The following is a 22,104-nucleotide window of genomic DNA, read 5'->3' as shown; positions in this document are numbered from 1 at the left end:
GATGCGTTACCTGCTGCTGGTCCTCGCGCTGGCGATACCCTCCCTGGCCGTGGCGCAAGCGACGGGACCGGTCGCCTCGCTCGACCGCAGCACGGTCGGCGTGGGCGAAACGGTGACGTTGAACATCGAAGTCGGCGACGAGTCCGCGGACGAGCCCGATCTCTCGCCGCTGCAGAACGACTTCGTCATCCTTGGAACCTCGACCAATCACTCCCTGAGCATCGTCAACGGGCGACGTGAAGCGCACACCATTCTCGGCGTGGCGCTACGACCGCGGCGGGAAGGGCATCTGACCATTCCCGCACTGGCGGTAGGCGCCCAGCGGACACAGCCCGTATCGCTCGAGGTGGCTGCCTCGTCCGACACCAGCGCCACCGCCGGCGACCGGCCCGTGGTGTTGGAAGGCAAGGCTGAGCCGACCCAGGCCTATGTCGGCCAACAGATCGACTACACGCTTCGGCTGTATTTCGCGGTGAATCTTGCCGACGGCCAGTTGGGCGATCCTTCGGCGGAAGGTGCCGAGGTTCGTCGGGTCGGACAGGATGCGAACTACCAGAACGTACGGGGTGGACGTCGCTTCAATGTGATCGAACGCCACTACGCCATTTTTCCCCAACGCGCGGGCAGCCTCGAGATCCAGCCACCGGCCTTCCAGGGTACGGCGGTCGATCCCACCGACGCAGGCTCCTTCTTCGGGGCAGGCGCGCCGGTCAATGCGGTCGCCGAACGCCTTCACGTCACGGTTCGCGAGCGCCCGTCGTCGTCGGCACCCGACGCCGCGTGGATTCCGGCGCGTGAGCTGAAACTCGGCCTCGAGGGACTTCCCCCCGACGGCAAGGGACGCGTTGGCCAGCCGATTACCCTGACCATGCGTCTCGACGCAGTGGGCATGCCGTTCGAAGCGCTGCCCGCCTTGTCACTGCCGAAAATCGACGGGGCGGACGTTTACCCGGACAAGGCGGTTACCGGTGGCGGGACCAGCGGCTCCTGGGTGACCGGTCGTCGCCAGCAGGGCTTCGCCGTGGTGCCGACACGCACCGGCACGCTGCACATTCCCGCGACCACCCTGCACTGGTGGAACGTGGTGACCGACAAGGCGGAAGTCGCCACGGTGCCGGCCCACGACATCGAGATCGCCGCAGGCACCGGGTCGGCGGCGCCCGGCGCGGGTGCCCCCGCTGCCCAGGCATCCCTAACCCCCCCGGCACCCGATGCCGTTGCCGCACCGGCATCCGCGTCGCCGACGACACCCTGGCGCTGGCTGTTCCTGGCCGTACTGGTGCTATGGGCGGCCACCGTCGCGGCATGGCTCCTGTTTGGCCGTCGTCGTCCGAAAAGCGCCGTGGCCCCCATATCGCGTGAGCCTGTCCGCGAACGCCCCGCACGTGAGGCGTTTCTTTCGTCGACCTCCGGCACCGCGGCGACGTCGGATCGTCTGCTTCTCGCCTGGGCGCAAACGATCCGGCCCTCGCTGCGCAGCACGGGTGCCCTGGCGGAGGCGCTTGCCAGCGGCGATCAACGCGATGCGATCGCGATGCTGCAGCGCGCCCGATTCGCGGGTGGGGTTGTGGATGGCGCGGCCCTGAAGGCCGCGTTCGCGCGTGGATTCGACTGGTCGGTCAGGCCGGCGGACGATGGACCTTCGGGGCTGCCGCCGCTTTATCCGCGCTAGTCCCCGAGCAACCGCTCGTAGACCCCGGTCATCGATGGCGCGAAGGTACAGAAGGCCACGCGTCCGGGCCGCCACGGTGCGGATCGCAGGGTTTCTACGGCGATCATCGCCGCGGCATCGGCGGGGTAGCCGAATACGCCGGCGCTTATGGCGGGAAAGGCGATGGATGCGACACCGTGGATTTCGGCAAGTTTGAGAACATTCCTATAGCAGTCGGCCAGCCGTGCCGGCTCGCCACGGCGGCCCCCATGCCAGACCGGGCCGACGGTATGGATGACGAATCGGGCGGGCAGGCCGAAGCCCCCGGTGACGCGCGCCTCCCCGGTCGGGCAGCGTACGCCCGGGCTCGTCTCGGGCAGCGCCCGGCAGGCCGCCAGCAGGGCCGGTCCCGCCGCCCGGTGGATGGCACCGTCTACGCCCCCGCCGCCCAGCAGGGATTCGTTGGCGGCATTGACGATGGCGTCGACGGCCAGCAGCGTGATGTCTGTCTCGATCACTTCGAACCTCATCCCGCATCCTTCTGTGACGGTGGCGCCGCAATTGGCTAGGATGGCTGCACTCCCTACCAGTTTGCTCCTAACGTTATGGCCGACACGCTCAAAGTTGAAGACATCTCGTTTGGTTATCTCCTGAACGATGTGACCTTGCTCTTTCGCAAGCACTTCGACCGGAGGGCCGTGCGCTTTGGCCTGACCCGAGCGCAATGGCGCGCCCTCAAGGCCCTGCACCGGCGCCCGGGGATGCGGCAGAACGAGCTGGCCGAGCAGCTGGACATGGAGCCGATCGCGGTGGGGCGCGTCATCGACCGCCTGCAGGCTGCCGGATTCGTGGAGCGCCGCGCCGACCCGAAGGACCGACGTGCCTGGCGTCTTCACGATACCGAACAGGCGCGAGGTGTCATCGACGGCATGGAAGAGATCGCCCGCGGACTTCGCCGCGATGCCACGGCCGGGATCTCCCCCGATGACCTGACCATGATGCTGACGGTCCTGGACCGTATGAAGGAAAACCTCCAGAGCCTCGATGGCCCGTCCGAAGAAAGCTGATCGACGGGTCAACCGAAGTCATGGACATACGTTAGGGGTAACGATGTCCGAACCAAAAACAGTCCGTGCTCCCCAGCACGGCGACCGGACCCTCAGGATTCGGCCGGAGCCCACATGCAACGTTCCCCAGGGAAGAAATTTCTCCTCTTAGCCGTGCTGGTCGCCGTCGGCGCCATCGCTGCGACCGTCTGGCGCCACGATGCGGGCGGCAAGGACGGTCCTAAGCCTGGCGACAAGGCCGCTGCCGGTGTCCCGGTAAGCACGGCCGTCGCGACTCGCGGTGAGATCGATCTCTCGCTGAAGGTGATCGGTCGGGCCGAAGCCTATTCCACGGTGAACGTTCGTTCCCGGGTCAGCGGCCAGCTCGAGTCCCTTGCCTTTACCCCGGGCACGCATGTGAAGAAAGGCGACCTGCTCGCCCGGGTCGATCCGCGTCCGCTGAAGGCCGCCTACGACCAGGCGCAGGGCAACGTGTCGCGTGACCAGGCGCAGCTGGTGAAAGCCGAGGCCGATCTGGCCCGCTACGAAAACATGCTTGGTAAGGGTTTCGTCAGTCGCGCCGACTACGACTTGTACAAGGCCAACCTCGGCGTTGCCCGGGCCGCCCTCGAAAGCGATCGCGCCGCGGCGCGTGCCGCGCAGACCCAGCTCGACTTCACCACGATCAGTGCGCCGTTCGACGGTGTCACCGGCGCGCCGCTGGCGTATCCGGGTGCCACTTTGACGGCGGACACCACGGACATCGTGGTGCTCAACGAGGTCGATCCCATCCGCGTTGCGTTCTCCATTCCGGAAGATAGCCTCTCCGCCGTACGTACCAGCCTGCGTAACGGCACATTGCCCGTGCAGGCGACGATTCCGGGCGACAAGGGCGTGCCGGTGCAGGGCGAACTCGAGTTCATCGACAACGCGGTGGATGCGACCACGGGAACGATCATCCTCAAGGGGCGCTTCCAGAACGCGAACGGCCGACTCACGCCGGGCCAGTTCGCCGACGTCACCCTGCCCACGACGCGTCTGACCGATGCGGTCAGCGTGCCGGTGATCGCCCTGCAGAGCTCCACGTCCGGCTCGTTTGTCTTCGTCGTCAAACCGGACAAGACCGTGGAGCAGCGTAGCGTGACCACGGGCGCGACGACGGCTGACCGCGCGGTGATCGACAAGGGCTTGCAGGGCGGCGAACGGGTTGTCACCGAAGGACAGATGCTGCTCGTCGACGGCGCACGTGTGCGCTTCGACAAGGGCTGAGGCGGGCGCATGAACCTCCCGGAACTGTGTATCCGTCGCCCGGTGATGACGACGTTGCTGATGGCTGCGCTGGTCATTTTCGGTATCGCCGCATACCCGCGGTTGCCAGTGAACGAATTACCGAACGTCGATTTTCCGACGATCAACATCAGCGCATCGCTGCCGGGTGCGTCGCCTGAGACGATGGCATCGTCGGTGGCGACACCGCTCGAGTCCCAGCTATCGACCGTGGCCGGCATCGACTCGATGACCTCGTCCAGTTCGCTCGGCTCGACCACGATCACCGTCACGTTTTCGCTCGACCGCAGCATCGATGGCGCGGCGCAGGACGTCCAGGCGGCCATTTCCGCGGCGCAGCGCCAGCTGCCGCAGGACATGCCCACGCCGCCGACGTATCGCAAGGTCAATCCGGCCGACGCGCCGATCCTGTTCCTCACCATGCAATCGTCGACGCTGCCGTTGTCCACCGTCGACGATTACGCCGAGACCGAACTCGCCCAGCGGCTGTCGATGGTCGATGGCGTGGCACAGGTTAACGTCTACGGCTCGCAGAAATACGCCGTGCGCATCGCCGTCGATCCGGATCGGCTTGCCGCGACCGGCATCGGCGTGGACAAGATGGTCGATGCGATCGCCGCCGCCAACGTCAACAAGGCCACGGGTTCGCTTAACGGGCGGCGGCAGCTGCTGTCCATTCGTTCGGATGGCCAGTTGATGCGTGCCGCCGACTACGGGCAGATCGTGGTGGCCTATCGCAATGGCGCACCCGTGCGGCTGTCCGACATCGCCGTACCGCGCGACAGCGTGCAGGACGACCAGAAGGCGAGCTGGTACAACGGCACGCGCGCCATCACCCTTGCCATCCAGCGTCAGCCGGGAGCGAATACGGTGGAGACGGTCGACAAGATCCTCGCCCTGTTGCCGAACTTCAGCGTGACCTTGCCGCCGTCGGTGAAGCTGGACGTCATGTACGACCGTTCCGATTCGATTCGCGATTCGGTGCACGACGTACAGTTCACCCTGGTCCTCGCCGGCATCCTCGTCGTCATCGTGATCTACCTGTTCCTCGGTAACGCCTCGGCCACGTTGATTCCCGCCGTGGCCTTGCCGATCTCGGTGCTGGGCACCTTCGGTGCGATGTTCGCGCTGGGCTACAGCCTGGACAACCTGTCCCTGCTCGCGTTGACGCTCGCGGTGGGCTTCGTCGTCGACGATGCCATCGTGATGCTCGAGAACATCATGCGCCACATCGAAATGGGCGAGACGCCGTTCGATGCGGCGGTGAAGGGCGCCAACGAAATCGGCTTCACGATCTTCTCGATGACGCTGTCACTGGTCGCCGTGTTTATCCCGGTGATGTTCATGAGCGGGATCGTCGGACGACTGTTCCACGAGTTTGCCGTGGTCATCAGCGTTTCGATCCTGATCTCGGGCTTCGTCTCGATCACGCTCACGCCGATGTTGTGCAGCCGTTTCGTCAAGGCTCACTCGCATGACAAGCGCAGCTTTATCGTCGTCTGGTTCGATCGTGGCTTTGCCTCGATGACCAACGGTTACACGAGTACGCTGGCCTGGTGCATGCGCCACCCGCGCACGGTGGTCGGTGTCTTTGCGCTGAGCCTCGTGGCGACGGGCGTCCTGTTCGTGATCACCCCGAAGGACTTCATTCCCGCCGGCGATAGCGGTCAGTTGCGTGTCACCACCGAAGGTCCGACCGACATCTCGTTCGCGGCGATGTCCGCGCGGCAGCAGTCGCTGGCCGACATGGCGTTGAAGGATCCAAATATCGAAGGCGTCATGTCGAGCGTGGGTGCCGGCGGTGCCCGTGCCACGATCAACTCGGGCTCACTGCTGCTCCGGTTGAAGGATCCGGCTGAGCGTGGGCATACCACGCCCGACCAGATCATCCAGGAGCTACGGCACAAATTCGCCGAAGTGCCGGGAATTCGCACCTATATCCAGAATCCGCCATCGATCCAGGTCGGTGGGCGGCAGTCGAAAGCGCAGTACCAGTACACGGTGCAGTCGACCGACCTGCATGCGCTGTACGACTGGTCGGGCAAGCTGGTCGCGGCGTTCCAGAAACTGCCCGGTTTCCAGGACGTGACGACCGACCTCGATCTGAACAGTCCCTCCATGGTGGTCACGGTCAATCGCAACAAGCTGGCGCCGCTGGGGCTGACGATGGACCAGGTGCAAACCGCGCTGGGTTCGGCCTTCGGTGAAAACCAGATCTCGACCATCTATGGATCGGCCACGCAGTACTGGGTGATCCTCCAGGTCGAACGACGCATGCAGGACGATCCCGCGGTCCTGTCGAAGCTCTACGTGACGGCGGATAGCGGCAAGCTCGTGCCGTTGAATACGGTGGCCAGCTTCGAGCGTAAACCGCAGGTGCTGACGGTGAATCACCAGGGCCAGCTGCCCGCCGTCACCGTGTCGTTCAATCTCGCACCGGGCGTCTCCCTCAGCGACGCGGTGGCAAGCATCGATCGTGCGACGACCGAACTGAAGTTACCGCCGACGTTGAGCGGCAGCGTGCAGGGCACGGCGCAGGCCTTCCAGGATTCGGTGAAGGGCATGGGCTTGTTGCTCTTGCTCGCGGTGTTCGTCATCTACCTCGTGCTGGGCATTCTCTACGAAAGCTTCATTCACCCGCTGACGATTCTGTCAGGCCTGCCGGCCGCGGCGGTGGGTGCCTTGTTGACGCTGGTGATCTTCAACGCGTCGCTGGATCTGTTCGCCTTCGTCGGCATCATCATGCTGGTCGGCATCGTGAAGAAGAACGCGATCATGATGATCGACTTCGCCCTGGAGCGTCAGCGCGAGGGCGGCGTCACGCCGTATGAGGCGATCGCCGAGGCCTGCCGCGTGCGTTTTCGTCCGATCATGATGACGACGGCCGCCGCGTTCGCCGGCACGCTGCCTATCGCGCTCGGCATCGGCGCCGGCGCATCGACACGGCAGCCGCTGGGCCTGGCCGTGGTGGGCGGCCTAGTGGTCTCGCAGATCCTGACGCTCTACCTCACGCCGGTGATCTACCTGTACATGAATCGCCTGCAGGAACACCTGGCGCCTTCGAAAAAGCTAGAGACGCATCCTGCGCACTGATACCTGGCTTCGTGTGGGAGCCGATTGATCGGCTAGGTAAATGTGGGAGCCGCTTCAGCGGCGAAAAGCCAACGGAGCGGTGAAGCCGAAAAGCATCGCCGATAAATCGGCTCCCACAGGTTTTGCGTCAATCGTGCGCGCCATCCTTCGCGAACGCGCCCGGCTTCGAACCGAAATCGCCGTTGGCCTGGGCGGCCATGTAGGCGAACGCGGCATAGACGGCCACATTCTGCGCCAGCGCTTTCGGGTCGATCTTGTCTAGCGTGTCGTTGGCGTTGTGGTGGTAGTCGAAGTAGTCCGTGCCGTCCTGGGTGAGCGATAGCGCCGCCATGCCCTTGCCATGCATCTGCGACAGGTCGGAGCCGCCACCGCCGGGCTTGCTGGCGTCGTACGCGACGCCGATCGGCTCGACCACCTTGGCGATCTGCTGGATCGCACCGAGGGCCTCGGGCTTCACGCTCGCCGTCATTCGCCAGATACGGCCGGCGCCGAAATCGGACTCGGTGCCGAGCTGGAACTTCGCCACGTCCTTCGCGTGGGCTTCGGCATAGGCGCGACCGCCCCACAGGCCCATTTCCTCATTGGAGAAGGCGATGACACGGATGGTCCGGTCGGGGCGTTGCGGCATGTCCTTGATGAGCTTGGCGGCCGCGGCGGCAATCGCCACGCCGGCGCCATCGTCGATGGCCCCGGTGCCCAGGTCCCACGAATCGAGATGGCCACCGATGGCGACGACTTCGTTCGGGTACTTGCGGCCGGTGACTTCGGCGATAACGTTCGCGCCTTCGTAGGTGCCGGCAAAGCCGACGTCGAGGTCCAACTTCAGCGTGACCGGCTTGCCTTCCTTCAGCACGCGCTCAAGCTGGTCCGCATCCGGCAGGGACAGGGCGGCGGCGGGAATCGCCTGCTTCGGATCGGTAAAGCCGGTGACGCCCGTGTGCGGTGTGCGGCTGTGCGCGTCGGTACCGGCGGAACGCAACAGGTAGGCGGCGGCGCCCATCTGCGCGGCGAGTACCGCACCACGCGTGCGCGTGGCCGAACCCATGCCGTAGTCGTGCCCGTCCTTCTGCTGCTGCATGTGCGTGCTGACGTAGACGATCTTGCCCTTGACGCTCGCCGGGTCCGCGGCCTTGAGTGCATCGAGGTCGTTGAAGGCGACCACGTCGGCCGTGAGGCCGCCAGCGGGGGTGCCCGCCGAATAGCCGAGCGCGGTAAGGGCGAGCGGCTGCGGGAAGGGCGCGACGATCGCCCCATGTTCGCTGTGGCGCTGCCACAGCGGATAGCTCACCTTCTCGGTGTAGACCTTGTCGAAGCCCATGGCCTTGAACTTCGCCACCGTCCAGGCGACGCCACGGGCATCGGCGGCACTGCCGGCGAGTCGCGGGCCGACCTCGGTGGTGAGTGCGGACACGAACTCGTAGCCGGTGTTGTCGTTCATCGCGCGATCGCGCAATTCGGTCGCCGCGGTCACGGCCTTGTCCGGAATCGTCGTGGCCTTGTCGGCGGCGTGGGCGGAAAAGGCGAGCGCAAGACACGCGGCCAGCGCGTGGAGACGAAGCGTATGACGCATGGGGACCCCCGGGGACGGAAAGGTCGATTATGGCCCTACGGAGGGGGCAACCCGCGTAGGTAGGAAGTCATGCATGGACCGGCTCAGCTGCCTGTCGGCGCCGTCGCAGGCAGGCTGACGACAACGCGGAGGCCGCTATCCTTGCGGTTGCGCAGCGTCACGGTGCCGCCGTGGTCGAGCACGATGGCGCGAACGGTGGCCAGCCCCAGGCCGATGCCGCCGGTATCGCGGTTGCGCGAGGCCTCCAGGCGAAAGAACGGTTCGAACACCTGCTGCTGCATGGCGTCGGGAATGCCCGGGCCATCGTCATCCACCTCCAGCACACAGCCGTCGCCGGTGCTGCGCAGACGTAAACGCACGCGCTCGCCGTACTTGAGTCCGTTCTCGACCAGGTTGATCACGGCGCGACGCAGGGCGACCGGGTCGCCTTCAATCGTGATGGCCGTCCCGGCCTGCACCGTCACGTCATGGCCGATGTCGGCGAGATCGTCCACGACGCTTTCCACGAGCAAACGGACGTCCAGTCGGTGGCGATGCACGCCGAGCGACCGATCCCGAATGAAGTCCAGGGCGGCGGAGATCATCGTCTTCATCTCCTGGATGTCCGCATCGACCTTCTCGGCGAGCGGAGAAGGCAGTCCATCCAGGCGAAACGTCAGGCGTGTCAGTGGCGTGCGCAAGTCATGCGCGATGGCAGCGATCATCTGCGTGCGCTCCTGCAGCAGCCGGTTGATGCGTGCCTGCATGGCGTTGAAGGAATCGACCGCCTGGCGCATCTCAGGCGGGCCCTCCCGCACGACGGGCGGTGCACTGGTGTCGCCTCCGAGCCGTTGCGCCGCCTCGGAAAAACGTCGGATCGGCGCGGCAAGCGCCCGGGCGAAGAGAAAGGCCAAAGGCAACAGGACGAGGACACCGAGCGCGAGCAGCAGGACGATCTGTTGCTGAAGCACCGTGGGAAAGGGCTCAACCGGGACGGTAGCGACTCGCCAGCGGCCGTCCGCCTGCCTGAGGGCGACGATCGATCCGCCGCCGAGGCCGAGTCGCATCGGGCCGTGCGCCCCCGGGAGGTCCCGCTCGGTGACGAAGACACGCAGTCGGTCGCCGGATACCTGGAAAATGTCCGCCAGGTGCATGGCGACGATGTCCGAGGCTTTGCTGTCGAACGACGCCGGCGGTGTCGGTGGCCCTGGCATCGTGGCGATATCCAGGTCGGCGTCGCCGCGATGGTCGAATGCCGCGCCCGGGGGCGGTCCGCCTTCACCGGGATGGGAGCGATCGTCGCCAAAAGGCCGGTTGCCGAAAGGCGACGTCTCGGGCTGCAGCACGGCGGCCAGTTCAAAGAGGCTGACCGCCGAAGGTCGCAGTGGCGGCCTGATGACGAGGACGGCAAAGCCGATGGCTGCGGCAACCAGTAGCGCGCCGATCATCATGAGGAACGTACGGGAGAAGATCGACAGTCGGGAAAGGTGCATCACAGGCGCGACACCTTGGGAACCAACATGTAGCCCTCGTTGCGCACGGTCCGGATCATTTCCTCGTGCACACGGTCGTTGAGCTTGCGCCGTAGACGGCTGATCTGGGTATCGATCGCGCGGTCGAATACCTCCGAGCGGCCGCCATGCACCAGGTCGAGCAACTGGTCGCGACTGAGAATGCGCTGCGGATGCTCCACGAAGCTACGCAACAGCGCGAACTCGCCATCGGACAGATTGATGAAGATACCGGTGGGATCGCGGAGGTCGCGCCGGGTCACGTCGAGACGCCAGCCGGCAAAGCCGTAGGGTCGGGCATCCTCGGCGGCGACCGGCTCGCTATTGCCGGTTCTGCGTAATACCGCACGGACGCGCGCGAGCAGCTCGCGCGGATTGCAGGGCTTGGCGAGGTAATCGTCGGCGCCGACTTCCAGACCGATGATGCGGTCCGTGTCACCGCCCAGCGCGCTGAGGATGATGACGGGCGGTCCCTTGTCGGCCGCCAGGCGCCTGGCCGCGCTCAGGCCGTCCTCGCCCGGCATCATCACGTCGAGCACGACGAGGTCCGGGCGTTCGCGCTCGATTGCCACGTTCATCTGCAGGGCGTTCTCGGCCGACTGCACGCGATACCCGTGACCACCGAGAAATTCCGTGATCAGGCTGCGCAGTTCGGGGTCGTCGTCGACGACGAGGATGAGCGACTGAAGATCCATGGCCATGCATAGCTTGATACCAGATCAGTCTACGGCGCGTTTGCCAGCCCGGCAAAGAAGCCGACACAAAGCGGACACATGCGGACAACCGGCGGTGACGCGCGCCCACTAGCTTGGGCTCCACCGTTCGATCCCATGGATGCCCAACGCATGAAGCCCTTCCCCACGCTGCCGTCCCTGTTGTTCGCCTTTGGCGCGCTTCTCGTCGCCGTCGCCTCGGCCCAGGAGCCTGCGCGCGCCCATCCACCGCAGGATCCCCAGCTCGAGGCCGCACTCGACGACTGCTGGATCGACATCGATGGCAAGGCGGACGACCCGGACGACGGCGTCGATGCCGACCTGATGGATCTGTGCATGGCCGACAAGGGCTTCGATGCACCGCCGGAGCCGGCTCCGCGTCCTGATGGCGGCCCGCCGCCTCGTCGTTCCAGCCCCTGATCCGGGAGTTGCACCACGTTGTCTACTTCGTATAACGATTCACGGACGCTCTCCGGGGCACCGGCCCCCAGCCCAGCCGCGTGCCTGTTCTGGCAGGACTTCCAGCGGCGGCAGGGCATCAGCACGATGCTGGATGGCTATGTTGGCGAACGCCTGCGTCTGGCCACCTTCCGTCACAGCCCGCACGTCATGACCGGCGACTCCCTGGCGCGCATCCACCGGGGCGCCGCGCTTCTGTGCCATCACCTGGACGGCGGCGCCAGGGTCGAGCAGCACGGGCGGCGGGGGGATTTAGCCACGGGCGATTTCTGCCTGATCGATCTCTCCCGACCCTTCCGGTTGCAGATCGGTAGCGCCACCGTGCAGACGCTTTACCTACCCCTCGCGGCGCTTCGCGAGACCATGCCGCGGCTCGATCAGTTGTCGGCGGTCGGCCTTCACGGCCACCTGAGTGCCGTAGGCTACCTGCGCGTGCTTTTCCATGAACTCTTTGCGCACGCCTCCGAGCTCACCGAAGCCGTGGCCGACCGCGTGGCCGATGCGATACCGCACATGCTTGCGGCGGCCTTTGAATCCATGGCGGCGGTGGAGACCTCGCCCTCGCAACTTCGCCAACAGTACAAGCAGCAGGTGCGCCGCTTCGTGCGCGACCACCTGGCCGATCCCGCGCTTTGTGTCGAAATGATCGGCGCCGGGGTCGGGCTATCCCCGAGCTACCTCTTCGAGTTGTTCGCCGACGAATCGATGACCCTGATGCGCTGGGTACGCGCCGAGCGGCTCGCGCGCTGCCGTCGTGAACTTGCGGATACCGCCTTGCGTTACCGCAGTATTGCGCAGGTGGCACAGTCATGGGGCTTTGGCGACATGACGCACTTCAGTCGCTGCTTTCGCGACATTTTCGGCATGTCGCCGCGCGAATTTCGCCAGTCCTGCCTTGAAGGAAGGATGCAGGAATAAGTTCCTTCGGACGGCTATACGTCCGATGAATAGTCAAGTTACACGGCACTTTCCGCCGAATGCGAACGTCGACTTAACACTAAATTGAAGTTGTGGTGATCGCCACGACTTACGACGTTTCAAGCGCATCGCCGGGCCACGTGGGGAACAGCGCCTGCCGGGCGCCCGCCCGGCGGCGACGCCAATCCATCTTTCGGGGAGTGCTTCACAGTGCTGATGAATCAATTCAAATGGGCGCGCCTTAGCCGGATCAGCCTCGCGCTGAGCGTGGCCTTGGGTAGCGCGGGGGCCATCGCCCAGTCGACGACGGGCAGTATTTTCGGACAGGCGCCGGTGGCCGAAGGTGAAACCGTGCAGGCCAAGAGCACATCGGGCCTGACACGTGAGGTGGCCGTCGACGCAGACGGGCGCTATAGCATCGGTTCGCTGCCGCTGGGCACGTATACCGTGGCGCTCATGCAAGGCGGTAAGGCGGTCGACTCGCGTGGCGATGTCACGCTCCGCGTTGGCTCGGGAACGGAGGTCTCGTTTGCGTCCGCCGCGGCGGGTGCCACCGCGCTGGGCTCGGTAACGGTTTCCGCGAACGCCTTGCCGGCGATCGACGTGACCAGCGTCGACGCACGCACCGTTATTACGTCCGAGCAGCTGGCCAAGCTGCCTCTGTCGCGCAGCGCCGAAGCGATCGCCTTGCTCGCACCCGGTGTCGTACCCGGCTATAGCGGCTTCAAAAGCGGTACCACCGGTGGATCACTGGTGTCGTTCAGTGGTTCCTCGGTCACCGAGAACGCCTATTATCTCAATGGCTTCAATACGACCGATCCACTGAGTGGGTTTGGCGGTATCAGCCTTCCGTACGGCGCGATCGACCAGCAGGAAATCCTCAGCGGCGGCTACGGCGCCGCGTACGGTCGCTCCGACGGCGGCGTGATCAGCCAGAGCGGCAAGCGTGGCACCAACGAGTGGCATTTCGGTGCGCAGGTGCAATGGACGCCGGGATCGCTCCAGGGCGTGAGTCCCAGCTCCTATTACGTCACCGGTGCTAATGCCGGCGATATCTACCGTCGTTATTCGGACAACAAGTCCTGGACGACCACCGAGAGCGCGTATGTCGGTGGCCCCCTGATCAAGGACAAACTGTTCTTCTTCGCTGCGGTGGAAGAGTCGAAGAACGTCGGCAACAGCGTCGGTTCCGTCACGTCGTCATACAACACGAACTACGAGTATCACGATCCGAAGTGGTATTCGAAGATCGACTGGAACATCACCGACAATAATATTCTCGAGCTGACAGGTGCCTCGCAAAAGGATTCGTACAAGGGCAACCTCTACAATTACGACTATGCGACCAATACGACCGGGTCGTTGAACAGCTACGACACGTCGACCAAGCAAAGTGCCGACGTCTACGTCGCCAAGTTCACCAGCTACATCACGGACGATCTGACGCTTACCGCCCTCTACGGCAAGCAGAAGATGACGTACTACAGCACGACCCCGGGGTACGATCCCTCCCTCACGTACATCAATGGTTCGGAGTTCGAGAATCCCGCCATTACCGGCGGAAACTCCATCGTCAATTCGCAGACGGTGCTGACCGCCAATGATCCGAGTCACCGTGCCACGACGAACAACCTGCGCCTGGACCTGTCGTGGAAGATCGGCGATCACACGATCACCGGTGGTATCGACAACCTCAATTCGCACGATATCGACGACGGCGAAACCGGCAACGCCTGGCTATACGGCTATGGTGACCCGGCCACGGCGATCAGCGACAGTCCTTTCGTCGCCGCTCCGAACACCGGTGCCGGCGGTGAGGATGGCTATTACGTGTCGAAGTATCTTTACAGCACGGCGGCCTCGGTTCGGGTGAAGCAGCGGGCGCAGTACATCGAAGACAGCTGGCAGGTGGACGATCGCTGGCTGGTGAAGATCGGCCTGCGCAATGACCAGTTCACCAACTACAACCCGAACGGCGAAGCCTTCCTCCGCATGACCAAGCCGCAGTGGGCGCCGCGCCTGGGCTTCAGCTGGGATGTGAACGGCGATTCGACGCTCAAGGTCTATGGCAATGCGGGTCGCTACTACCTGGCGATGCCCGCTTCCGTCGCCCTGCGGGCGGCTGCCGGCTCGTTGTACACGAACCAGTACTACACCTATACCGGTATCGACGGAAACGGCAATCCGACCGGTCTGACCCAGCTCGCTTCGGCGACGGGCGGTGCGGTGTCGGCGAACAACGAATACGGCCAGTCGCCGGATGCGAAGACGGTAGCGGCCAGCAATATCCAGTCGGAATACCAGGACGAATACCTGGTCGGCTTCACCCAGCAGATCAACCCGGACTACGTGTGGGGCATGAAGGCGCAGGTCCGCAAGCTGCGCAACATCCTCGACGATATCTGCGATACCGATACGATCACCGCCAAGGCCCAGTCGCTCGGTTACGACGTGGACGCCAGCTCGCTCAATGGTTGCTACCTTTCGAACCCGGGTCGGAGCAACACGTACCGTATTCCGGACGGCGCGGGCGGCTACAACAGCGTCAGCGTGTCAGCCGACGATTTCGGCATGCCGAAGGCCAAGCGCAGCTACTACGGCCTCGAAACGTTCTTCGAGCACCCGTTCGATGGCACGTGGCAGGCCAAGGTGGACTACGTCTTCTCGCGCAGCTACGGCGATACCGAAGGCCAGGTACGTTCCGACATCGGCCAGACCGACGTCTCGGCGACGGTGGACTGGGATTTCGGCAAGCTCATGGAAAATTCCAATGGCCTGCTCTCCAACGATCGCAAGCACCAGCTGAAGATCTACGGGTCCTGGCAGGCGGCGAAGGAGTGGATGCTGTCGGCAAACGTGGCGATCCTCTCGGGCACGCCGAAGACCTGCCTGGGCTATTACGGCGCGGATGAAAGCAATCCGGTCGGTTACGGCAGCTACTACCACTACTGCGGTGGTGAAGCGTCACCGCCGGGGGCGGCCGGTCGCCAGCCCTGGCAGCACATTGTTTCCCTTTCGGCGGAATACCGTCCGATGTGGGCAAACCAGAAACTTGGCTTCAATGTGATGGTCTATAACGCGCTGGGCGAATCCGTGCCGACGGCGACCTACGTGCTTTACGGCAGCTCGGCGGCGCTCAACACCAACTACAACAAGGTCACCTACTTCAGTCAGCCGCGTTATGTGCGTTTTGGCATCAACTACGACTTCTGATAGCGAGCCTGCTTAAACCCGAATACCAATAATAAGTGCCCGAGCCCGTGACGGCTCAACTCCCGGGCACAACGAGTCTCCCCAGATAGGCCGCCGATACCCCATCGGCGGCCTCTTTTTTTGGTTCGTCGCGCATTTCCGCGGGGTGCGTGCGGTGCCTTGTGCGCTGGCTCGGCTTCGCCGTCGCCGTCGCTGCGTACACTTGGGCGTCTCGCGGGGAGACCTTGGTGTCCACCCTCGCTGCTCAGACAGGTCCTCCGCGTTCCGCAAAGGAAAGGCCGCTGACGCGGCCCGTGTGCCTATCTGGCCTACGGCCGCTCCACTTGTGCGGAACTCGCCTCGAGGGTGGACACCAAGATCTCTCACGACGATACGGTTAGCTCGACGGCGAGCCGGCGGTGTGAGTGTGGTCGCCGGAGCGGGCAGTTACGGCGATTCTGCTGACCGACTCTGCCGTCGTGCCAGCAAGTACATTCCGGATCGGTGAGCGGCTTCCTCGCCGCCGCGCTGCCCTCGCGCGAACGAACGCGACCGACGTGCGGGTACTGGCCGTTTGGCGATCGCGATGAGCTCGCAGCCAAAGCGGCGTTGCTTCGTCGGCTCGACCCACACGAACCTCAGCGTTGGGAAGAGTCTTCGGTGTCCACCCTTGAGGCGAGTTCCGCACAAGTGGAGCGGCCGCAGGCCAAATAGGCACATGGGCCGCGTTAGCGGCCTTTCCTTTACGGAACGCGGAGGACCTGTCTGAGCAGCGAGGGTGGACACCGAAGGCTCTTTGCCTCAAGCCCCCCAGCGAGGGTGGGCACCGAAGGCTCTTTGCCTCAAGCGTCCCAGCCTCCCAGCAAGGGTGGGCACCGAAGGCTCTGCGCCTCACCCGTCCACGCAAGCGGCAGGGGCGTTCAGCGACCCTGTTGCGAACGGAGCAGATCGCGGATTTCAGTGAGTAGCACGACATCGGCCGCCGGTGCGGCCGGGGCTTCTTCTTCGCGGCGGGTGAGGCGGTTGATCGCCTTGACCACGATGAAGATCGCGATGGCGACGATGACGAACTGGATCAGCACGTTGATGAAGATGCCGTACTGGATTGCCACTTCGGCCTTCTTCGCCACGGCATCGGCAGGCTTGAGCACCCACTTCCAGTCGGAGAAATCGATGCCGCCAATGAGCCAGCCGATGGGCGGCATGATGATGTTGTCGACCAGGGAGGTCACGATCTTGCCGAAGGCGGCGCCGATCACGACACCGACGGCCAGGTCGACGACGTTACCGCGTAGAGCGAATTTCTTGAATTCCGCGACGAAGCTCATCGGTGTTTTCTCCTTATTGGCTGAACGTGGAACGTTGGAAACTAGCGGGACGGATGTCGGCAGTTCGCGAAGTCAGCTCACGCGCCCCTCGAGCGTGGCCACGCCATCGAGGGTCGCACGGAACGTGTCGCCACGCATCAGGGCGGAAACACCGGCCGGCGTGCCGGTGTAGACGATATCGCCAGCCTTGAGCTCGAACAGTTTCGACAAGGCGCTGAGGATCTCGGGCACGTTCAGGACCATGTCGCCCAGCGTGGCCTGCTGGCGCACCTCACCGTTGATCTCCAGCGCGATGCGCGTGGCGGCCGTCAGGGTGACGTCCGACGCAGGGACCAGGGCCGAGATGGGCGCCGAATGATCGAAGCCCTTGGCGACGTCCCACGGCGCGCCCTTGGCCTTGGCCTGCGCCTGAAGGTCGCGGCGGGTCAGGTCCAGGCCCACGCCGTAGCCCCAGACCAGCTTGGCCGCCTCTTCGACGGAGAGGTCGGAACCACCGGCACCCAGGGCAACCACCATCTCGACCTCGTGGTGAAGATCGCTGGTGGCCGAGGGGTAGGGCACGTCGGCGCCATCGGTGACGATGGCATCGGCGGGCTTGGTGAAGAACATCGGGTTCGCCTTATCCACCGAGGCACCCATTTCGCGGGCGTGGTCGGCGTAGTTGCGGCCAATGCAGAAGATACGGCGGACCGGGAAACGCGCGGTCTGGCCGACGACGGGGATGCTCGGCTGGGCCGGCGCGGGGATGATCGTATTCATCGCATCAGGTTAGCAGGTGACACCTGTCACGGCAGATGACTGATGGGCGGAAGTGGTGCAGCGTCGGCCCGGGTCGCATGATCTTGCCATCCAGTGTGATCGCAGGGGCAGAGGGAAGCATGAATTCGAACGCCGAGCTGCTGCGGCAGCTGAAGATCGATAAATCGCACAAGGAAGCCCATGGGGGTGGGGGCAGTGGCAAGGGGCTCCGGCTGGCACTGATCGTGGCTGGCGTGATCCTGGTCCTGCTTGCCCTCGCTGCCGGCGCCTGGGCCCTGGTCGCGCATCGGCCGGTCGAGGTGAAGACCGCCACGGCGGTATCGCCGTCCGCCAGCGCGGAGGCGGGTGCGGTGCTTCAGGCCACCGGTTATGTGACGGCGCGTCGCCAGGCCACGGTCTCAGCCCAGATCACCGGCACGCTGACCGAGGTGCTGATCGAGGAGGGCGACCGGGTTAAGAAAGGACAGGTGCTCGCCCGCCTCGAGGACAACGCCCTGCGCGCCGGTCTCGACGCTGCCCGTGCAAGCGCCGCGGCGGCTCGCGCCACCGTCGTCCAGACCCAGGCCCAGCTCGATCAGAACCTGCGCGACGCCGATCGTGCCGAGGCGCTGGTCGGACGGGGGCTGGTATCGAAGCAGGTGTCGGAGCAGGCCCGCACCCAGGCCAGTACGTTTCGCGCGCAACTCAACACGGCGCGACGTCAGGCCGATTCCGCCGACGCGCAGGTGCGGGTCGGGCAGGTCAATCTCGACTACACGGTGATTCGTGCGCCCTTCGACGGCGTGATCACGGACAAGGCCGCGCAGGTCGGTGAGATCGTCTCGCCGCTCTCCGCCGGTGGTGGTTTCACACGCACTGGCGTCGGCACCATCGTCGACATGGACTCGCTGGAGATCGACGTCGACGTCAACGAGGCCTATATCGGCCGCGTGCAGCCGGACATGCCTGCCGAGGCAGTGCTCGATGCGTACCCGGACTGGAAGATCCCCGCCCACGTGATCGCCATCGTGCCGGCCGCCGATCGCGGCAAGGCCACGGTCAAGGTCCGCGTCGCGCTGGAGAACAAGGACGCACGCATCGTGCCCGACATGGGTGTGCGGGTGTCCTTCCTCGAACGTCGTGCCGCTGCTTCATCGACGGCTCCCAAGGGCGTGTTCGTTCCCGCCGCCGCCGTCGTCCAGCGCGACGGTCACGACATCGTCTTCGTCATCGCGGACAACACCGCCAGGCGTCGTGTTGTGACGGCTACGACACCAGGCAGCGCGGACACGCGCCTGGTGACCGACGGTGTGACCGCCGGTGACACGGTCGTCGTCGCACCCCCCGCATCCCTCGCCGACGGCACCGCCGTCAGCCTCGCCAAAACCACGCCCTGACGCGTACGGAGACAGAACGATGGCTACCCTGATCGATATCCAGGATCTCTCCAAGGTCTACGAACGCGGCCGGCAGAAGGTGGAAGTGCTGCATGGCGTGAACCTGAAGATCGAGGAAGGCGACTTCCTCGCGCTGATGGGGCCTTCGGGTTCGGGCAAGACCACGCTGCTGAACCTGATCGGCGGACTCGACACACCCACGGGCGGCAGCATTACGGTGGCCGGTGAACGCATCGACCGGCTCGGCTCGGGTGCGCTGGCCAAGTGGCGTGCCGCGCACGTCGGCTTCGTCTTCCAGTTCTACAACCTCATGCCCATGCTTACCGGCCAGCGCAATGTGGAACTGCCGCTGCTGCTGACCAAGCTCTCGGCGGCGCAGCGCAAGCAGAATGCATCGATCGCGTTGCAACTGGTGGGCCTCTCCGATCGCGCCACGCACAAACCGTCGGAACTCTCCGGTGGTCAGCAGCAGCGCGTGGCGATTGCCCGGGCCATCGTGTCCGATCCGACACTGCTCGTCTGCGATGAGCCGACCGGCGATCTCGACCGGCAGTCCGCCGAGGACATCCTTGGTCTCCTGCGCGAACTCAATCGCGAGCACGGCAAGACCATCGTGATGGTCACTCACGATCCCAAGGCCGCCGAGTACGCCAACCACACGCTGCACCTCGACAAGGGCACCCTCGTCGAACAAGCCGTGGCCTGAGTGAGGACCTCCGCATGAAATACATGCATCTGATCTGGGCGGCGCTGTTCCGGCGCAAGTCCCGCACGTTCCTGACCCTGGTGTCGATTCTCGCCGCCTTCCTGCTCTTCGGCATGCTCGACGCCACGCGTGCGGCCTTCGATTCGGGCGACAGCGTGATCGGTGTGGATCGCCTGATCACCACCTCGCGCTACTCGATCATCCAGTCGCTGCCGGCCAGCCTGCAAACGCGCATGGAAGCCATCCCCGGCGTGAAGTCGGTTGGCTATGCGAACTGGTTCGGCGGTATCTACCAGGATCCGAAGAACTTCGTTCTCAGCTTTGCCGTCAGCGACAATTACCTGGACATCTATCACGAGATGGAATTACCCGCGGAGCAGCGGAAAGCGTACGAAACCACGCGCACCGGTGCGATCGTTGGCGACGCGCTTGCCAAGCGCTTCGGCTGGAAGGTGGGCGACAAGATACCCCTGCAATCGACGATCTTTCCGCAGCGTAATGGCGACAAGACCTGGCCCTTCGACATCGTCGGCATCTATACCCCGGCCAAGGGTGCGGCCAACGGCACGGACCAACAGTTCTTCTTCCATCACAAGTATTTCGAGGATGCCAACGCGTTCCACAGCATCGGCACCACCGTGGGCTGGTATGTGGTGAAGCTCACGTCCGCCGACAAGGCCGATAGCGTGGCCAAGGCGATCGACGCGCTGTCCGCCAATTCCGATCACGAGACCAAGACGCAGACCGAACAAGCCTTCAATGCCTCGTTCGCCAAGCAGCTCGGCGATATCGGCCTGATCGTCTCGGCGATCATGGGGGCCGTGTTTTTCACCCTCATCCTGCTGACCGGTAACACCATGGCGCAGGCGGTGCGCGAGCGCACGAACGAACTGGCCGTGCTGAAGACCATCGGGTTTTCCAGCCAGAGCGTGCTGGGCATGGTGCTGGCCGAAGGCGTTCTGTTGCTGGTGCTTGGCGGCGTGCTCGGGCTGGCGCTGGCAGGCGTCGTCGTGCCGATCGTCGCCAAGGGCAGCGGCGGCATGCTCAACCTCCCGCCGATCGGTGCCTCCACCTGGATCCTCGGACTTATGCTGATGGTGGTGATCGGTGCACTCGTCGGCGCACTCCCCGCCATCCGCGCCATGCGTCTCAATATCGTCGACGCGCTCGCCGGGCGCTGAGGAATACCCCATGAATGCCTTGAAGAAATTCGGTTTCGGCCTGCTGATGCTGCTCATCGTCGCGGCCTTTCTCGCCCTGTGGATCGCCTTGCCCTGGCAAGGTGTGGTGGCGCTCGGCGTGGTCCTCGCGCTGTGGATGGCCCTGACCCGCCGCGGGCGACAGACCTGGCAGGTGACCCGCGTGGGACTGGCGACGGTCACCCAGCGGCTGGGCTCGTCCTCGGTCGTCGTGGTCGGCATCGCCGGTGTGGTCGGCGTGCTGGTGGCCATGCTGGCTATGAGCGATGGCTTTGCGGAAACGCTGCGATCCACCGGCAACGACCGCACCGCCATCGTGCTGCGCGGCGGCTCGCAGGCCGAACTCAATTCGATCCTCGATCGCGATAGCGCCAATATCGTGATGCAGGCGCCGGGCGTGAAGAAGGACGCGCAAGGCAAGCCGATCGCGTCCGGTGAACTGGTGGTCGTCGCCAACCTGCCACGCCGGGGCGATCCGAACAGCGACTCCAACGTGCCCATTCGTGGCGTGAGCGACGACGTCTGGAAACTGAGGGATCAGGTGAAGATCGTCGAAGGGCGCACGTTCCGCCCTGGCCTGGGCGAGATCATCGTCGGCAAGGGTGCCAAGGCACAGTTCGAGGGTATCGACGTGGGCAAGACGCTTCGCCTGGCCGGGCAGACCTGGACCGTGGTCGGCGTGTTCGAATCGCACGATGCGCTCGAGTCCGAGCTATGGGCGGATACGCAGAGCGTGGCGTCGGCCTATCGTCGCGGCAGCAGCGTGCAGTCGGTCACCGTGCTGCTGGATTCGCCGAAGGCCTTCGACACGCTCAAGGCCAGCCTCGTCGCTGATCCGCGACTCAAGGTGGATGTCAGCACCACTCAGGACTATTTCAGCAAGCAATCCGAAGGACTCACCAAGGTGCTGCGCGCCGTGGGCATCACGGTTGGCGTGATCATGGCGATCGGCGCGATCTTCGGTGCGCTCAATACGATGTTCGCCGCCATCCAGGCACGTGCCCGCGAAATCGCGACGTTACGTGCCATCGGATTCCGCGGGGTTCCGGTGGTGGTCTCGGTCATGCTCGAAACGATGATGCTGGCCCTGCTTGGGGGACTCATCGGGGCGGGCGTGGTCTGGCTCGTCTTCAACGGTTATTCGACGTCCACACTCGGCGCCAACTTCAGCCAGGTGGTGTTCCGTTTCCACGTCAGTGGCGCGCTGTTGTGGACCGGCATCAAGTGGGCGCTCGCCATCGGGTTCATCGGCGGGTTGTTTCCGGCGCTGCGTGCCGCGCGCGTGCCCGTAACCACGGCGCTGCGGGAGCTCTGAGC

Annotated in this window: 17 protein-coding genes; 11 read left to right on the top strand and 6 right to left on the bottom strand. The window is 64.7% G+C overall.

What is annotated here, in order from left to right:
• The first annotated feature begins 1 nt into the window (after position 1).
• A complete protein-coding gene (locus tag BJI69_RS04425) occupies positions 2-1,672 on the top strand; it encodes a BatD family protein (protein ID WP_046966206.1) in 1,671 nt (556 codons plus the stop codon).
• Here the strand turns inward: BJI69_RS04425 and BJI69_RS04420 are convergent.
• Positions 1,669-2,181 (bottom strand): O-acetyl-ADP-ribose deacetylase, encoded by a 513-nt coding sequence (locus BJI69_RS04420; RefSeq protein ID WP_046966205.1) that lies wholly within the window; start codon positions 2,179-2,181, stop codon positions 1,669-1,671. The genes BJI69_RS04425 and BJI69_RS04420 overlap by 4 nt on opposite strands.
• 75 nt (positions 2,182-2,256) lie before the next feature.
• Here BJI69_RS04420 and BJI69_RS04415 point away from each other — a divergent pair, with 75 nt between their 5' ends.
• From BJI69_RS04415 to BJI69_RS04405, 3 genes are all read left to right on the top strand, one after another.
• Positions 2,257-2,718: a MarR family winged helix-turn-helix transcriptional regulator gene (locus BJI69_RS04415; RefSeq protein WP_046966204.1), complete on the top strand. Its 462-nt coding sequence runs from the start codon at positions 2,257-2,259 to the stop codon at positions 2,716-2,718.
• Positions 2,719-2,832: 114 nt separating this feature from the next.
• A complete protein-coding gene (locus BJI69_RS04410; protein ID WP_046966203.1) occupies positions 2,833-3,966 on the top strand; it encodes an efflux RND transporter periplasmic adaptor subunit in 1,134 nt (377 codons plus the stop codon).
• Between the two features lie 9 nt (positions 3,967-3,975).
• Positions 3,976-7,077 carry an efflux RND transporter permease subunit gene (locus BJI69_RS04405; RefSeq protein WP_046966202.1) on the top strand — a complete coding sequence of 1,034 codons (3,102 nt, stop codon included), beginning with the start codon at positions 3,976-3,978 and terminating at the stop codon, positions 7,075-7,077.
• 127 nt (positions 7,078-7,204) lie between these two features.
• On the opposite strand, the gene BJI69_RS04400 is transcribed toward BJI69_RS04405, so the two are convergent.
• The 3 genes from BJI69_RS04400 to BJI69_RS04390 all read right to left on the bottom strand — a co-directional run bounded on the left by BJI69_RS04400 (position 7,205) and on the right by BJI69_RS04390 (position 10,832).
• A complete protein-coding gene (locus tag BJI69_RS04400; protein ID WP_046966201.1) occupies positions 7,205-8,647 on the bottom strand; it encodes a M20/M25/M40 family metallo-hydrolase in 1,443 nt (480 codons plus the stop codon).
• Positions 8,648-8,730: 83 nt separating this feature from the next.
• Positions 8,731-10,119 carry a sensor histidine kinase gene (locus BJI69_RS04395; protein ID WP_046966200.1) on the bottom strand — a complete coding sequence of 463 codons (1,389 nt, stop codon included), beginning with the start codon at positions 10,117-10,119 and terminating at the stop codon, positions 8,731-8,733.
• Positions 10,119-10,832, bottom strand: a complete 714-nt coding sequence (locus BJI69_RS04390; RefSeq protein WP_046966223.1) for a response regulator — start codon at positions 10,830-10,832, stop codon at positions 10,119-10,121. The genes BJI69_RS04395 and BJI69_RS04390 overlap by 1 nt, the downstream gene beginning before the upstream one ends.
• Positions 10,833-10,982: 150 nt before the next feature.
• Here BJI69_RS04390 and BJI69_RS04385 point away from each other — a divergent pair, with 150 nt between their 5' ends.
• The 3 genes from BJI69_RS04385 to BJI69_RS04375 all read left to right on the top strand — a co-directional run bounded on the left by BJI69_RS04385 (position 10,983) and on the right by BJI69_RS04375 (position 15,440).
• Positions 10,983-11,270, top strand: a complete 288-nt coding sequence (locus BJI69_RS04385; RefSeq protein WP_046966199.1) for a hypothetical protein — start codon at positions 10,983-10,985, stop codon at positions 11,268-11,270.
• An 18-nt stretch (positions 11,271-11,288) separates the two neighbouring features.
• Entirely contained in the window at positions 11,289-12,227 is a 939-nt protein-coding gene (locus BJI69_RS04380; RefSeq protein ID WP_125902978.1) for a helix-turn-helix domain-containing protein, read from the top strand.
• Between the two features lie 216 nt (positions 12,228-12,443).
• The gene (locus BJI69_RS04375; RefSeq protein ID WP_046966222.1) at positions 12,444-15,440 is read left to right on the top strand and encodes a TonB-dependent receptor; all 2,997 of its coding nucleotides are present in this window, start codon (positions 12,444-12,446) and stop codon (positions 15,438-15,440) included.
• Between the two features lie 899 nt (positions 15,441-16,339).
• On the opposite strand, the gene mscL is transcribed toward BJI69_RS04375, so the two are convergent.
• The gene (mscL, locus tag BJI69_RS04370; protein ID WP_046967870.1) at positions 16,340-16,747 is read right to left on the bottom strand and encodes a large-conductance mechanosensitive channel protein MscL; all 408 of its coding nucleotides are present in this window, start codon (positions 16,745-16,747) and stop codon (positions 16,340-16,342) included.
• A gap of 72 nt (positions 16,748-16,819) precedes the next feature.
• Positions 16,820-17,506 carry a fumarylacetoacetate hydrolase family protein gene (locus BJI69_RS04365; RefSeq protein ID WP_046967869.1) on the bottom strand — a complete coding sequence of 229 codons (687 nt, stop codon included), beginning with the start codon at positions 17,504-17,506 and terminating at the stop codon, positions 16,820-16,822.
• Positions 17,507-17,625: 119 nt separating this feature from the next.
• On the opposite strand from BJI69_RS04365, the gene BJI69_RS04360 reads away from it, so the two are divergent.
• Genes BJI69_RS04360 through BJI69_RS04345 form a run of 4 tightly spaced genes read left to right on the top strand, consistent with a single transcriptional unit; the run spans position 17,626 to position 22,102 of the window.
• On the top strand, positions 17,626-18,882 hold the full coding sequence (locus BJI69_RS04360) for an efflux RND transporter periplasmic adaptor subunit (protein ID WP_046967868.1): 1,257 nt from the start codon (positions 17,626-17,628) through the stop codon (positions 18,880-18,882).
• Positions 18,883-18,901: 19 nt separating this feature from the next.
• Positions 18,902-19,588: an ABC transporter ATP-binding protein gene (locus BJI69_RS04355; protein ID WP_046967867.1), complete on the top strand. Its 687-nt coding sequence runs from the start codon at positions 18,902-18,904 to the stop codon at positions 19,586-19,588.
• 14 nt (positions 19,589-19,602) lie between these two features.
• Entirely contained in the window at positions 19,603-20,769 is a 1,167-nt protein-coding gene (locus BJI69_RS04350) for an ABC transporter permease (RefSeq protein WP_046967866.1), read from the top strand.
• 10 nt (positions 20,770-20,779) lie between these two features.
• Positions 20,780-22,102, top strand: coding sequence for an ABC transporter permease (locus BJI69_RS04345; protein WP_046967865.1), 1,323 nt, complete (start codon positions 20,780-20,782; stop codon positions 22,100-22,102).
• The last annotated feature ends 2 nt before the right edge of the window (positions 22,103-22,104 follow it).

The organism is Luteibacter rhizovicinus DSM 16549, assembly GCF_001887595.1.
GTDB lineage: Bacteria > Pseudomonadota > Gammaproteobacteria > Xanthomonadales > Rhodanobacteraceae > Luteibacter > Luteibacter rhizovicinus.
This window is presented reverse-complemented; position numbering and strand designations above follow the sequence as displayed.